We start from the raw sequence: 13,372 nt of genomic DNA, 5'->3' as shown, positions 1-13,372 counted from the left end.
CCGAGCCCGTCGACAAGCGGTTCCTGAGCCTGTCGAAGGGCGCACCCGATCGAAAGCGAACACCAGATGAGATACATCGTTGGCTACACCGATACGCCGGCGGGACGCGACGCGCTCGCGCTCGGCATCCGGATCGCTCGAACCACCGGCGCCCGGCTCGACATCGTCCTCGTGCTCGCGAACGAGGAGCGCCCGACGATCACCCCGGCCGATCCCGGCTACGAACGGTTCCTCCGTGAGACGGCCGAACGCTGGCTCGCCGAGGCGCTCGACGCGGTCCCCGCCGACATCACGGCCAAGACGCACCTCGTGTACGACGAGTCGTTCGCGGAGGGCCTCTTGGAGGCCTCCCGCATCCTCGAGGGCGGGCTCATCATCATCGGTGCGGCGCGCGGCGGAATCCTCGGCCGGTTCACGCTCGGCAGCGTCGCGAACACGCTCCTGCACTCGGCGGTCGTCCCCGTCGCGCTCGCCCCCGTCGGTAGCCGCGACCTCCTCGAGGCGCAGCCCACCGGCGGCACGGTCAGCCGCATCACCTGTGCGATCGGCACCCGGGCAGGCGCGCACGAGCTGCTCGACGCGGCCATCGTCGTCACCAAGAACGCGGTCATCCCGCTCCGCCTGGTCTCGCTCGTCGCGCTCGACCAGCCCGAGGGCGCCGAGCACCCCGAGGCGACCGCCCGTGCCGAGGCACACGCTGCGGAGGTCCTCGCCTACGCGACCGAACACCTGCCGAAGGACATCGACGTGACCACCGAGATCGCCTCGGGCACCCGCATCGAGGACGCCGTCGCGAACCTCGAGTGGAAGCCCGCGGAGATCGTGCTCGTCGGTTCCAGCCGACTGGCCACCCCCAAGCACCTCTTCCTCGGCTCCACGGCGGCGAAGATGCTGCGTGAGCTCCCCGTACCCATGGTGGTCGTGCCCCGCGACTCCGTGCTGACCCTCGGAGACCCGACATGACTCCTCCCGAAACCACCCCACCGCGCGACGTTGCCCACCCCGAGACGACCGCGACCGGCGCCCTCTCCAAGAAGGGCCTGGGCGCCGGCACCGTCGGCCTCGTCGGCGCGATCGTCATCGGCATCTCGTGCATCGCGCCGGCGTACACCCTGACCGGTGCCCTCGGTCCGACCGTCGCGGAGGTCGGCACCCACGTGCCGGCCATCTTCCTCGTCGGCTTCATCCCGATGCTGCTCGTCGCCTTCGGCTACCGGGAGCTCAACAGCCGCATGCCGGACTCCGGCACCTCGTTCACCTGGGCGACGCGCGCGTTCGGCCCGTGGGTCGGTTGGATGGCCGGTTGGGGCCTCATCGCCGCGACCATCGTCGTGCTCTCGAACCTCGCGGGCATCGCGGTCGACTTCTTCTACCTGATGCTGTCGCAGATCTTCCAGAACCCCGACATCGCGGGGCTCACGTCGAACCCGTTCATCAACGTCATCACCTGTCTGGCGTTCATGCTCGGAGCGACGCTCATCTCCTACCGCGACATGCAGACGACGCAGAAGCTGCAGTACGTGCTCGTGGGCTTCCAGTTGCTCGTGATGGTGCTGTTCGGCATCGTCGCCTTCGCGCACGTCGCGGGCGGGGACGCGTTCGACGCCCTCCCGATCTCGCTCGACTGGTTCAACCCGTTCGCCGTCGGCTCGTTCAGCGCCTTCGCTGCCGGCCTCTCGCTCTCCATCTTCATCTTCTGGGGTTGGGACGTCACGCTGACGATGAGCGAGGAGACGAAGGGGTCGAGCTCGACGCCCGGCAAGGCCGCCACGGCCACGGTCGTCATCATCGTCGTCCTCTACCTGTTCCTGTCGGTCGCGCTCATCAACTACGCGGGCGTCGGCGACGGCGAGTTCGGGCTCGGCAACGAGGACATCCAGGGCAACGTGTTCTTCTCGCTCGCGGGGTCCATCCTCGGTCCGCTCGCGATCCTCGTGTCGATCGCGGTGCTGTCGTCCTCGGCCGCCTCGCTGCAGTCGACGTTCGTCTCCCCCGCGCGGACCCTGCTCGCGATGGGACACTACGGCGCGCTGTCGCCGAAGTTCTCGAAGGTGCACCCGAAGTTCTTCACCCCCGGCTACGCGACGATCGTCTCCAGCGTCGTCGCGTCGGTGTTCTACGCGGTCATGCGCTTCATCTCCGAGGACGTGCTCTGGGACACGATCACGACCCTCGGCATGATGATCTGCTTCTACTACGGCCTGACGGCGTTCGCGTGCGTCTGGTACTTCCGGAAGCAGTGGTTCTCGAGCGCACGGAACTTCTTCTTCCAGTTCTTCTCCCCGCTCGTCGGCGGGCTCATCCTGGGCGTGCTGTTCTTCACGACGATCACCGAGAGCGCCGACCCCGACTACGGCTCCGGGTCGAACATCGGCGGTGTCGGGCTCGTGTTCATCCTCGGCATGATCATCATCGTCGCGGGCATCGTCATCATGCTCATCCAGGCGAAGCTCCGACCGGACTTCTTCCGCAACAAGACGCTCGCCCGCGGCATCGCCGGCGACGCGAACGAAGCGGACGCCGCCCTCCCGGAATGACCCGATGACCTCGACGCCCGTCCGACGCACCGCCGTCGGACGGGCGTCGTGCGCTCGGCGCTAGACTGTTCGCATCCCCGCCGCGTCGCAACGAAAGAGACCTCCGTGCCGACCATCGTCGTAGAAGTCATGCCGAAAGCCGAACTGCTGGACCCCCAGGGCAAGGCCGTCGCCGGCGCCCTCGCGCGTCTCGGCAAGAGCGAGTTCACCGATGTCCGCATCGGCAAGCGCTTCGAGCTCACGGTCGACGGCCCCATCACCGACGCCACGCGCGCCACGGTGCAGCAGATCGCCGACGACATCCTCTCGAACGCCGTGATCGAGGACGTCGTGGCCATCCACTACCCCGAGGGCTCCGAGGCATGACGACCCGTATCGGCGTCATCACCTTCCCCGGTTCGCTCGACGACCGCGACGCCCAGCGCGCGGTCCGCATGGCGGGTGCCGAGCCCGTCGCGCTCTGGCACGGCGACCACGACCTCCAGGGCGTCGATGCGGTGATCCTGCCGGGTGGCTTCAGCTACGGCGACTACCTCCGCGCCGGCGCGATCGCCGCGGTCTCGCCGATCATGACCGAGCTGAAAGACGCCGCCGGCAAGGGCATGCCGATCCTCGGGATCTGCAACGGCTTCCAGATGCTCGTCGAGGCGCACCTGCTGCCCGGTGGCCTCATCCGGAACGCCCACCAGCAGTTCATCCGTCGTGACCAGCTGCTCACGGTCGAGAACGCCGACACCGCCTGGACCCACCAGTTCTCGAAGGGGCAGGAGATCATCATCCCGCTCAAGAACGCCGACGGTGGCTACATCGCCGACGCCGAGACCCTGGCACGCGTCGAGGGCGAGGGCCTGGTCGCGTTCCGCTACGCGGGCGTGAACCCGAACGGTTCGCTCGACGACATCGCCGGCCTCACGAACCCGGCCGGCAACGTCGTCGGGCTCATGCCGCACCCCGAGCACGCGATCGAGCCGGGCTTCGGTCCCGACACCCCGCTCGCCATGCGCTCCGGCGTCGACGGTCTCGCCTTCTTCACCAGCGCCGTGCAGGCCCTCCAGGCGGTCTAGCCAACACGCGTCGTCTCCACGCCCGTCCCGCTCCATCGGGGCGGGCGTGCTGCGTCCGTGCCGGTCCCTGAGCCGGTCGACGGGCATCACCGGCTACCATCGACACTGGTCGGACCAATCGAGGGGGCAGCATGGCGGAACCGCTCGAGGCGCTCGTGAGTCGCCTCATCGAGCTGTCCACGCCCGAGCCCGACACGACCGCCAGGCGTCTTCCACCTGAGCGCGAGCTCGGCGATGCGCTGGAGATGAGCCGTGGCGCACTCCGCGAGCAACTCGCGGTCCTCGAACGACTCGGATTCCTGTACCGCACGCAGGGGCGCGGAACCTATCTCGACGCCCCCGGCGACGACTTCGTCCGCAGCTGGTTCACGATCTCCCGACAACTCGGACACCTGACGGACCAACAGTTCGCCCGGTCGCGCATGCTGCTCGAGGAGACGGTCGCCGAAGCCGCCGCGAGCCTCGTCACCGAGGAGCAGCTCGCCCTGCTGCGCGCCGACGTCGACCGGATGATCGAATCGACGCGATCCGGCGACCACGAGGCGGCTCTCGAAGCAGACGTCATGTTCCACAGTCGCCTGAACGCCATCGTCGATGATCCGATCTTCCGGCTCATGCACGCGGGGTTCAGCCACGTCCTGCGGGAAGCGATCCGCACCAGACGACTGCAGGCGATCGCGGTCGAGGAGCCCGACGAGCACGGGGTGCGCAACACCGACAGCGTCCACTACGCCGTCGTCGACGCCCTCGCCTCCCACGATCCCGAGGCCGCTCGGCGGGCCATGCACCAGCACTTCGTCGACTGGTTGCAGCTCGGGGTCGACGCGCACTGACGCGAATCGCCCAGGCACCCGAGAGCGTGGCCTCACCGGCTCGACACCCCCATCCCGCGCACAGCATTGGTTCAACCAATACTTGACACGGTCGGAGCGAGCGCCGTACGATCATTCGCAGCAGATTGGTTGAACCAATCACCCGCTGACACCCGCGCACCGATGGAGGACGCCATGGCGACGACGCCACAGCCCGCAACCACGCTCACTTTCGTCGGTATCGGCGCGATCGGTCTCCCGATGGCCGCCCAGCTCGTCGCCGCCGGCCACCGTGTCACGGGGGTCGACCCGTTCCCAGGGGCCCACGAGCGCGCCGCCGCCGTCGGAGTCGCCGCTGTGTCGTCGCTCGCCGAGGCACCCCGCGCCGACATCGTCATCGTGATGGTGGCGACGCCTGATCAGCTCGCCGCCCTGGTGGACCACGCCCTCGACGCCACGGACGTCACCGGCCAGACGTGGGTGGTCATGAGCACGGTCGGCCCGGCCTCCGTCGCCGAGCAGGGCGCACGCCTGTCCGCAGCCGGTGCCGCCGTCATCGACGCACCGGTCACCGGTGGCGTCGCCCGGGCACGCACGGGCGAACTGACCCTCTTCGTGTCCGGCGCACCGACGGCGACCGCGACGGTGTCGGGGGTCCTCGGAGCGCTCGGGACCGTCAGGATCGTCGGCGACGAGGTCGGCGAGGGGCAGGGCATCAAGGTGGTGAACCAGCACCTCTGTGCCGTGCACATCGTCGCCGCTGCAGAAGCGCTCGCCCTCGCCGAAGCGCTCGGACTGGACCCGGCCACCGTGCTCCCCCTGGTCGAGTCCGGCGCCGCCGCATCCTGGATGCTCTCGGACCGTGGCCCCCGGATGCTCGAGGGCACCGACGTCGAGGTCTCGAGCCAGATCAACATCTTCGTCAAGGACGCGGGGCTCGTCGCCGATGCGGCGAGCGCGGCGGGCGCGTCGACGCCCGTCCTCGACGCCGCCCGCGAGCGGTACCTGGCCGCGGCCGAGGCCGGCCTCGGCACCCGCGACGACTCCCGCGTGATCGAGACCTATCGCCCGAGCGTCTGAGCGACGCCCGACCGCACGACCCCCGCACCATTCGTTCAAGGAGGAACCCATGGCACACCCCACCCCCGGACCGGCTCCGGTGAAGGACAACCCGATCAAGGTCTCGACGGCCTCGATGATCGGGACGGCTGTCGAGAGCTACGACTTCTTCATCTACGGCACCGCGGCAGCGGCGTATTTCGGGACGGCGTTCTTCCACGCCGAGAACGCCTTCGTCGGCGTCCTGGCCAGCTTCGCCACACTGGCGATCGGTTTCCTCTTCCGGCCCCTCGGCGGGTACCTCGCGGGGCATTTCGGCGACCGCATCGGCCGCAAGACGATCCTCATCTGGGCACTGTCGACCATGGGGGTCGCGACCTTCCTCATCGGCCTCCTCCCGACCTACGGGACGGTGGGCGTGCTGGCGCCGATCCTGCTGATCCTGCTCCGCGCGATCCAGGGCATCGGGTACGGGGCCGAGTGGGGTGGCGCCGTCCTGATGGCGGTCGAGCACGCACCGCTCAAGCGCCGAGGGTTCTTCGGCGCGGTCCCGCAGATCGGCATTCCCGCCGGGCTCCTTCTGGCGAACGGTTCGTTCCTCCTCAGCGCCGCACTCTTCGAAGGCGACTGGGTGTGGCGGGTACCGTTCCTGTTCTCCATCGTCATGGTCGCCATCGGCCTCTGGATCCGTCTCGGCATCCACGAGTCACCGGACTTCGAGCAGATGAAGGCGGCCGGGGAGATCCACAAGCGCCCGGCGATCCAGGTCATCAAGCAGGACTGGCGGATCATCCTCCGCATCATGGGTCTGCGGCTCGCCGAGACCGGCGGGTACTACATCACGACGAGCTTCGCCCTGTCGTACGTGGTGCTCGCCGGCATCTCCGACAAGCAGTACGTCCTGTACGGCACGCTCGTCGGCTCGGCGCTCGGCCTCGGAACCCATCTGGCGTACGGCGCACTCAGTGACCGCATCGGTCGTCGGAGCGTCTTCCTGATCGGCTCGATCTTCACGATCCTCTTCGGCGTCCCGATGTTCCTGTTGATCAACACGGGCGCGATCATCATGATCATCGTCGCCGTCACCCTGAGCCTCATCCTCAGCCACGACCCGATCTTCGCGGTAGAAGGGTCGTGGTTCTCCGAGCAGTTCGACCGGAACGTCCGCTCCTCGGGCATCTCGCTCGGCTACAACGGTGCGAGCGTCATCGCCGGACTGCTGCCCTTCATCGCGACGGCTCTGTACGGCTGGATCGGTTGGGTCGGTCCAGCGGTACTCCTCAGCGCGCTGGGCATCGTCTCCACGCTCTGCGCACTCACCGCCCGCGAGACCGCGCCGATCAAGACCGGACGACTGACCGCCGCGGACACCAGCCCGGCCGAGCTCCTCCGCCGCTGACCGACCGCCCCATGATCCACCGGGTGGTGTCGGCCGACGGCGACCGACGTCGGCACCACCCGATCCGGAAGGAATCCAGCATGACCTCCACCATCACCGGCACCGCCGATCAGCCGACGACCCGGTCGTCACGCAGCACCGCGGTCAGGGCGGCCGCACATCGCGTCCGCCACCACATCCTCGACATGGGGGAAGTGCAGGGCCAGGGGTACGTCGGCCAAGGCCTCGGGGCCGCCGACATCCTCGCCGTCGCCTACGCGGACCTCCTGCGTCTCCGCCCTGCCGACCCGCACTGGGAGGGCCGAGACCGCTTCCTGCTCTCCACGGGGCACTACGCGATCGGCCTGTACGCCGCCCTCGCGGAGGCCGGGGTGATCCCGATCGACGAATTGGAGAGCTACGGTTCCGACGACTCGCGCCTGCCGATGTCGGGGATGGCCAGCTACACCCCCGGCATGGAGATCTCGGGCGGCTCGCTCGGCCACGGCCTCGGGGTCGCGGTGGGGATGGCGCTGGGGCTCCGCCTGCAGGGGAACGATGCTCGCGTCGTGAACTTCCTCTCCGACGGGGAGCTCGACGAGGGTTCGACCTGGGAGGCCGCGATGGGCGCGCACCACCACCGTCTCGGCAACCTCCTGGCGTTCGTGGACATGAACGCCCTGCAGGCGGACGGACCGACGGCCGGCGTCCTCGGGATCGAGCCGGCGCACGAGAAGTGGGCGTCGTTCGGCTGGTTCACGCAGCGCGTCGACGGCAACGACGTCGACGCGCTCCTCGACGCGGTCGACCGCGCGACCACCGCAGCGAAGGCCCAGGGGGTCCCGGCGGTGATCCTGTGCGACACGCTCGTCGGGCGCGGCGTCCCACTGCTCGAACAGCGGGAGAAGGCGCACTTCATGAAGATCGACGAGCACGAGTGGCAGCTGTGCCGCGACGAGCTGACCGCAGGATTCGACGGGACGGACCAGGCATGAGCACCACCACCACGAGCCCGAGGCTCAAGACGTCCGCGATGATCGCGTCGTTCGCCGACCCCGGTCAGCGGACCTCCTCGGCTCCCTTCGGACGCGCCCTCGCCGCGCTCGCCGAGACGGACCCGCGGATCGTCGGTCTGTCCGCAGACCTCAGCAAATACACCGACATGCACATCTTCGCCAAGGCACACCCGGAGCGGTTCTTCCAGATGGGGATGGCCGAGCAGCTGCTGTACGGCACCGCCGCCGGCATGGCGGAGACGGGTCTCGTCCCCTTCGCGTCCACCTACTCCGTCTTCGCCGCCCGTCGGGCGTACGACTTCATCTGCCTCGACATCGCCGAGCCGAACCTCAACGTCAACATCGTGGGCGGGCTCCCTGGGCTCACGACGGGATACGGACCGAGCCATCAGGCGACCGAGGACATGGCGATCTTCCGCGGCATGCCGAACCTCACGATCGTCGACCCGTGCGACGCCCTCGACATCGAGCAGGCCGTCCCACAGCTCGCCGCCCATGAAGGCCCAACCTACCTGCGACTGCTCCGCGGAAACGTCCCGATGGTCCTCGACGAGTACGACTACACCTTCGAGCTCGGGAGGGCGAACGTCCTCCGACCCGGTGCCGACGTCGTGCTCATCTCCAGCGGGCTCATGACGATGCGGGCCCTGCAGGCGGCGGAGGCGCTCGCGGCACATCATCTCGACGTCTCGGTCGTCCACACGCCGACGATCAAGCCGTTCGACGAGGCGACGGTCCTCGCCGAGATCGACACGCCGCGCCTCGCGGTGACCCTTGAGAACCACACCGTCGTCGGTGGGCTGTTCGAGACGGTCGCGAGCGCGGTCGTGCGCCGTGGGCTCGGGAAGCGGGTCGTCCCGATCGGCCTCCCCGACGCGTTCCTCGACGCCGGGGCGCTCCCGACCCTCCACGAACGCTACGGACTCGCGACGACCAGTATCGTCGATCGCGTACTCACCGAACTCCGTCGCGACGACACCGCTTAGGACGCCATGAAGACCCTCATCCTCGACGACGACCCCACCGGCACGCAGTCGGCGTCCGGCGTCGACGTCCTCCTCGAGTGGGACGCCGACCTCATCGAGCAGGCCCTCGGCGGAGCCGACGCGGTCTACCTGCTCACGAACACGCGTGCCGTCTCCGAGTCCGACGCGGTCGCGCTCCTCGAACGCACGCGGACCGAGGCCGAGGAGGCTGGACGCCGGCTCGGTGAACGGGTGCACATCGTCCTCCGAGGCGACTCGACCCTGCGCGGCCACGTGTTCCCCGAGACCGCGGTCTTCACCGGGGACCGCAGCGTCATCGTGTTCGTCCCGGCCTTCCCGGAGGGCGGGCGCACGACGATCGACGGAACCCACTACGTCCGGATCGGTGACGAGACGCTGCCGGCCCACGAGACGGAATACGCCCAGGACCCCGTGTTCCCGTTCCGCTCGGGACACCTGCCGGACTACGTGCGCGAACAGTCCGGGCGGGAGGCCGCCCACTTCGACCTGGCGGGTCTCCGCGACGGCGCCGCCAAGTTCCGTGCAGCTCTCCGCGAGGCCGTTCCCGGAACGGTGCTCCTTCCGGACGCGGAGACCGGAGACGACGTCCGGATCATCGCGCAGGCCATCACAGCGGCCTGGGCCGACGGGGCCGACGTGGTCGTCCGGTCAGCATCACCGCTCGCTGCGGCCATCGCGGGTGTCGAGAGCGACGGCCTCCTCCCCTCGCCGCTCGTCTCGGAGCCGGTCGCCGCGCTCCTCGTCTGCGGCTCCCACACCATCGGTGCGACGCGACAGCTCGCACCCGTCGAGGCGGCGTTCGGCCCAGCAGAGATCGTCCCGACGAGCGACGCCCTCCAGGATGCCGCCGCCACCGGACGGGCCGTGGCGGACGCCGCTCGAGCGAGACTCGCCGCGACGGGGTTCGCCGCGATCTCGTCCGAGCGGGAACGGGACGCCTCGCACAACACGCTCGACCACGGCGAGCGGGTGATGATCGCACTGACGTCGGCGACCGCTGCGCTCCGACGATCGGTGGAGGTCGTCGTGTCGAAGGGCGGCATCACCTCCGCCGAGGTCGCCCGGGTCGGACTCGGTGCCAGGCGCGCACGCGTCCTCGGGCAGGTGCTGCCCGGGGTCTCGGTCTGGAGCGTGGTGACACCCGAGGACGAGGAGAAGCTCTACGTGGTCGTCCCGGGGAACGTCGGCGACCCGTCGACGCTCGTGGACGTCCTTGCAGCGGTCGGGCGGAGCGTCTAGCGTCCGAGGATCTCCGACGCGTTGTGGTCGATCCATGCCATCAAGGGCATCAGGTGCTCGTTGAGGTCGCGACCGCGGTCGCTCAGGCTGTACTCGACGCGAGGCGGGATCTCGGGGTGCGCGACGCGGACGACGAGGCCGTCCTCCTCGAGCGTTCGGAGCGTCTGGGCCAGCATCTTCTCGCTGATGCCCTGGACCACGCGGCGCAGCTCACCCCAGCGATGGGTGCCGTCGGACAGCGCCAGGAGGACGAGGACGCCCCATTTGCTGGTCACGTGGTCGAGCACCGTGCGCGAGGGGCAGGCGGCGGGCAGGATGCCGTCGGTGAATCCGGGGCGTCTTCCCAGCTGCGTGTCGACACTCGTCATGGCTCATTCCTTACTCGTCGGACAGTAGCTTACCTCAAAGTGGGTACTGCAGATCGGGAAGTAATGTGATCGGAAGCGGGTTCCTCCTCAGCGAACCCCATCGAAAGGACCCTCACATGTCTCTCGTCGTCACCGGAGCCACCGGCCAGCTCGGCCACCTCGTCGTCGAGCACCTGCTCGCCCGCGGCACCGACCCCGCCACCATCGTCGCCACCGGCCGCCGGACCGAGGCGCTCGCCGACCTCGCCGCGCAGGGCGTCCGCACCGCGAAGGTCGACTTCACCGACCCGGCCACCCTCGACGCCGTCCTCGAGGCCGGTGACACCCTGCTGCTCGTCTCCGGGAGCGAGGTCGGCCAGCGCGTCGGCCAGCACGCCGCGGTCATCGAGGCCGCCAAGCGCGCCGGCGTCGCCCGCCTCGTCTACACGAGCGCGCTCCGGGCCGACACCTCCCCGCTGATCCTCGCCCCCGAGCACAAGGCGACCGAGGAGCTCATCCACGCGTCCGGCCTCCCCTTCACCATCCTCCGCAACGGCTGGTACACCGAGAACTACGGCCAGTCCGTCGACCAGGCCAAGGCGACCGGATCGTTCGTCGGGAGCGTCGGCGACGGTCTCGTGTCGAGCGCGTCACGCACCGACTACGCGGAGGCGGCCGCCGTCGTCCTCACCACCGACGGCCACGAGGGCAAGGCCTACGAGCTCGCCGGCGACGTCGCATGGTCGCACCCCGAGCTGGCGCAGGCGATCGGCGAGGTCGTCGGCCGCGAGGTCGTCTACCAGGACCTCTCCCCCGAGGACCACCTGAAGGCCCTGCTGGCCGCCGGCCTCGACGAGGGCACCGCGGGCTTCGTCGTCGCCCTCGACGGCAACACCCGCGACGGCCTCCTCGCCGACACGAGCGGCGACCTCAGCCGCCTGATCGGTCGCCCGACGACGCCCCTGGTCGAAGGCCTGCGCACGCTCGTCGCCTGAGCCACGTCCACGCCTCCTGCAATCAGCCGGGCCCGGAGCGTATGCTCCGGGCCCGTTCGCGTGCGCTGACGCCATGCCTGAGGGATTCCGTTGCAGAAACGCGATCCGACGCACGAATCCGTCGAGTCGATCCGGGTTATGCTCTCGATACCGCTAGCGCGCCGAGGGTGACGCGCCGGCCAGACGGCACCACCGACGCTTCGAGCAGGTGATATGACGAGCAACGCGGACACGGTCTTCACCGGAGGCACCGTCTTCCGGAACGCCCTGCTCACGCCGCAGCCCGGAGCCGTCGCCGTCTCCGACGGCCGGATCGTCGCCCTCGACGCCGCCGCACACGCGGCGATCGGTCCCGACACCGAGGTCGTGGACCTCCGAGGCGGTCTCCTGCTCCCCGGTTTCGTCGACGCGCACGTCCACCCCGTCGAGGCCGGACTCGAACAGCTCGCATGCGATCTGTCGGCCGAGCGCACACCCGAGGGGTACCTCGCCGCGATCGCCGCCTACGCCGAGGCCCACCCCGAGCGCCCGTGGATCGTCGGCGGCGGCTGGCAACAGGCCGCCTTCCCCGGCGGCACCCCACTCGCCGCGGACCTCGACCGGGTCGTGCCCGACCGCCCCGTCTTCCTGCAGAACCGCGACCACCACGGCGCCTGGGTGAACACCGAGGCACTCCAGCTCGCCGACATCGACCACACCACACCGGACCCCGCCGACGGCCGGATCGAGCGGGACGCGGACGGCACTCCGAACGGCATGCTCCACGAGGGTGCCCGCTCGCTCGTGTCCCGGTTCGTCCCCGTCGACACCGACGAGGACGTCGCGGCCGCCCTCGTCGCAGCCCAGCAGACCCTCCACGGCTTCGGTGTCACCGGGTGGCAGGACGCGATCGTCGGCGACTACGGCAGCCACACCGACACGAGCGACGCCTACCTGCGAGCGATGGCGGACGGGTCGCTCATCAGCGACGTCGTGGGGGCGCTCTGGTGGGACCGGGACTGCGGACTCGAGCAGATCGACGCACTCGTCGCACGTCGCGACGCGATCGCACGCCGCGCCGCAGCCCTCGGGACGACGACCGGGCGCTTCACCGCGGGCACCGTCAAGATCATGCAGGACGGCATCCCCGAGAACCGGACCGCCGCGATGATCGACCCCTACCTTCACACCTGCCACTGCGGCGACACCGCGCCCGAGCGCGGCATCTCCTTCCTGGAGCCCGCGATCCTCGTCGAGGCGGTCACGAGGCTGGACGCCGCCGGATTCCAGGTCCACTTCCACGCGATCGGCGACCGGGCGGTCCGCGAGTGCCTCGACGCCCTCGAGGCCGCGCGGGAGCGCAACGGTGAGCGCGACAACCGGCATCACATCGCGCACGTGCAGATCGTCCACCCCGACGACCTGCCGCGGTTCGCCCGACTCGGCGTCACGATGAACATGCAGGCGCTCTGGGCCACGTGGGAGCCCCAGATGCTCGAGTTGAACCTGCCCCTGCTCGGCGACGAACGCGCCTCCTGGCAGTATCCGTTCGGCGATGCGGCACGACTCGGCACCCTGCTCTGCGCCGGATCGGACTGGCCCGTCACGACTCCCGACCCGTGGCAGGCCCTGCATGTGGCCGTCAACCGGACGCTGCCGGCCGACGACCCGGATCACCATCCGGAACCGCTGAACCCCGGACAAGCGCTGACGCTCGGAGTGGCGATCGCGGCCTACACGTCCGGGTCGAACCGGATCGACCACCGCGACGACACCGGAGTGATCGAGGTCGGCGCCGTCGCAGACCTCGTCCTCGTCGATCGCGACCCGTTCGCCGGCCCCGCAAGCGAGATCGCGCACACCAGGACCCTCGGGACCTGGATCGCCGGACGCCGCGTTTTCACCTCCACCACCACATCAACCGAGCAAGGAACCTGAC

General features: G+C 69.5%; 13 protein-coding genes. 12 read left to right on the top strand and 1 reads right to left on the bottom strand.

Annotation, left to right across the window (positions count from 1 at the left end; translation table 11 throughout):
• Positions 1-66: 66 nt before the first annotated feature.
• The 10 genes from QRN19_RS01465 to QRN19_RS01420 all read left to right on the top strand — a co-directional run bounded on the left by QRN19_RS01465 (position 67) and on the right by QRN19_RS01420 (position 10,112).
• Positions 67-963 carry a universal stress protein gene (locus QRN19_RS01465; protein WP_285024763.1) on the top strand — a complete coding sequence of 299 codons (897 nt, stop codon included), beginning with the start codon at positions 67-69 and terminating at the stop codon, positions 961-963.
• On the top strand, positions 960-2,537 hold the full coding sequence (locus QRN19_RS01460; protein ID WP_285024762.1) for an APC family permease: 1,578 nt from the start codon (positions 960-962) through the stop codon (positions 2,535-2,537). The genes QRN19_RS01465 and QRN19_RS01460 overlap by 4 nt, the downstream gene beginning before the upstream one ends.
• 105 nt (positions 2,538-2,642) lie before the next feature.
• The gene (gene purS, locus QRN19_RS01455) at positions 2,643-2,903 is read left to right on the top strand and encodes a phosphoribosylformylglycinamidine synthase subunit PurS (protein ID WP_064294182.1); all 261 of its coding nucleotides are present in this window, start codon (positions 2,643-2,645) and stop codon (positions 2,901-2,903) included.
• Positions 2,900-3,601, top strand: a complete 702-nt coding sequence (gene purQ, locus QRN19_RS01450; RefSeq protein WP_285024760.1) for a phosphoribosylformylglycinamidine synthase subunit PurQ — start codon at positions 2,900-2,902, stop codon at positions 3,599-3,601. Before purS ends, purQ begins: the two co-directional genes overlap by 4 nt.
• Before the next feature lie 131 nt (positions 3,602-3,732).
• Positions 3,733-4,434, top strand: coding sequence for a FadR/GntR family transcriptional regulator (locus tag QRN19_RS01445; RefSeq protein ID WP_285024759.1), 702 nt, complete (start codon positions 3,733-3,735; stop codon positions 4,432-4,434).
• Between the two features lie 174 nt (positions 4,435-4,608).
• Positions 4,609-5,493 (top strand): NAD(P)-dependent oxidoreductase, encoded by an 885-nt coding sequence (locus QRN19_RS01440; protein ID WP_285024758.1) that lies wholly within the window; start codon positions 4,609-4,611, stop codon positions 5,491-5,493.
• Positions 5,494-5,542: 49 nt separating this feature from the next.
• Positions 5,543-6,871, top strand: a complete 1,329-nt coding sequence (locus QRN19_RS01435; protein ID WP_285024756.1) for an MFS transporter — start codon at positions 5,543-5,545, stop codon at positions 6,869-6,871.
• Positions 6,872-6,951: 80 nt separating this feature from the next.
• On the top strand, positions 6,952-7,845 hold the full coding sequence (locus QRN19_RS01430) for a transketolase (protein WP_285024755.1): 894 nt from the start codon (positions 6,952-6,954) through the stop codon (positions 7,843-7,845).
• Positions 7,842-8,852, top strand: coding sequence for a transketolase family protein (locus tag QRN19_RS01425; protein WP_285024754.1), 1,011 nt, complete (start codon positions 7,842-7,844; stop codon positions 8,850-8,852). Before QRN19_RS01430 ends, QRN19_RS01425 begins: the two co-directional genes overlap by 4 nt.
• Positions 8,853-8,858: 6 nt before the next feature.
• Positions 8,859-10,112 carry a four-carbon acid sugar kinase family protein gene (locus QRN19_RS01420; protein ID WP_285024752.1) on the top strand — a complete coding sequence of 418 codons (1,254 nt, stop codon included), beginning with the start codon at positions 8,859-8,861 and terminating at the stop codon, positions 10,110-10,112.
• Here QRN19_RS01420 and QRN19_RS01415 read toward each other — a convergent pair.
• Positions 10,109-10,480 (bottom strand): winged helix-turn-helix transcriptional regulator, encoded by a 372-nt coding sequence (locus QRN19_RS01415; protein WP_064294176.1) that lies wholly within the window; start codon positions 10,478-10,480, stop codon positions 10,109-10,111. The genes QRN19_RS01420 and QRN19_RS01415 overlap by 4 nt on opposite strands.
• Positions 10,481-10,596: 116 nt before the next feature.
• Here QRN19_RS01415 and QRN19_RS01410 point away from each other — a divergent pair, with 116 nt between their 5' ends.
• Complete coding sequence (locus QRN19_RS01410) at positions 10,597-11,454, top strand: SDR family oxidoreductase (protein WP_285024750.1); 858 nt, start codon at positions 10,597-10,599, stop codon at positions 11,452-11,454.
• A 213-nt stretch (positions 11,455-11,667) separates the two neighbouring features.
• The gene (locus QRN19_RS01405; protein WP_285024749.1) at positions 11,668-13,371 is read left to right on the top strand and encodes an amidohydrolase; all 1,704 of its coding nucleotides are present in this window, start codon (positions 11,668-11,670) and stop codon (positions 13,369-13,371) included.
• The last annotated feature ends 1 nt before the right edge of the window (position 13,372 follow it).

This window comes from Plantibacter sp. ME-Dv--P-122b (assembly GCF_030209375.1).
Taxonomy (GTDB): domain Bacteria; phylum Actinomycetota; class Actinomycetes; order Actinomycetales; family Microbacteriaceae; genus Plantibacter.
The sequence above is the reverse complement of the archived record's forward strand: the minus strand, read 5'-3'. Positions and strand labels throughout refer to the sequence as shown.

Excerpts from the sequence above, each read along its gene's own strand:
- QRN19_RS01465 (WP_285024763.1), top strand. The coding sequence starts at position 67 with ATGAGATACATCGTTGGCTACACCGATACGCCGGCGGGACGCGACGCG.
- QRN19_RS01460 (WP_285024762.1), top strand. The coding sequence starts at position 960 with ATGACTCCTCCCGAAACCACCCCACCGCGCGACGTTGCCCACCCCGAG.
- purQ (WP_285024760.1), top strand. The coding sequence starts at position 2,900 with ATGACGACCCGTATCGGCGTCATCACCTTCCCCGGTTCGCTCGACGAC.
- QRN19_RS01445 (WP_285024759.1), top strand. The coding sequence starts at position 3,733 with ATGGCGGAACCGCTCGAGGCGCTCGTGAGTCGCCTCATCGAGCTGTCC.
- QRN19_RS01440 (WP_285024758.1), top strand. The coding sequence starts at position 4,609 with ATGGCGACGACGCCACAGCCCGCAACCACGCTCACTTTCGTCGGTATC.
- QRN19_RS01435 (WP_285024756.1), top strand. The coding sequence starts at position 5,543 with ATGGCACACCCCACCCCCGGACCGGCTCCGGTGAAGGACAACCCGATC.
- QRN19_RS01430 (WP_285024755.1), top strand. The coding sequence starts at position 6,952 with ATGACCTCCACCATCACCGGCACCGCCGATCAGCCGACGACCCGGTCG.
- QRN19_RS01425 (WP_285024754.1), top strand. The coding sequence starts at position 7,842 with ATGAGCACCACCACCACGAGCCCGAGGCTCAAGACGTCCGCGATGATC.
- QRN19_RS01420 (WP_285024752.1), top strand. The coding sequence starts at position 8,859 with ATGAAGACCCTCATCCTCGACGACGACCCCACCGGCACGCAGTCGGCG.
- QRN19_RS01415 (WP_064294176.1), bottom strand. The coding sequence starts at position 10,480 with ATGACGAGTGTCGACACGCAGCTGGGAAGACGCCCCGGATTCACCGAC.
- QRN19_RS01410 (WP_285024750.1), top strand. The coding sequence starts at position 10,597 with ATGTCTCTCGTCGTCACCGGAGCCACCGGCCAGCTCGGCCACCTCGTC.
- QRN19_RS01405 (WP_285024749.1), top strand. The coding sequence starts at position 11,668 with ATGACGAGCAACGCGGACACGGTCTTCACCGGAGGCACCGTCTTCCGG.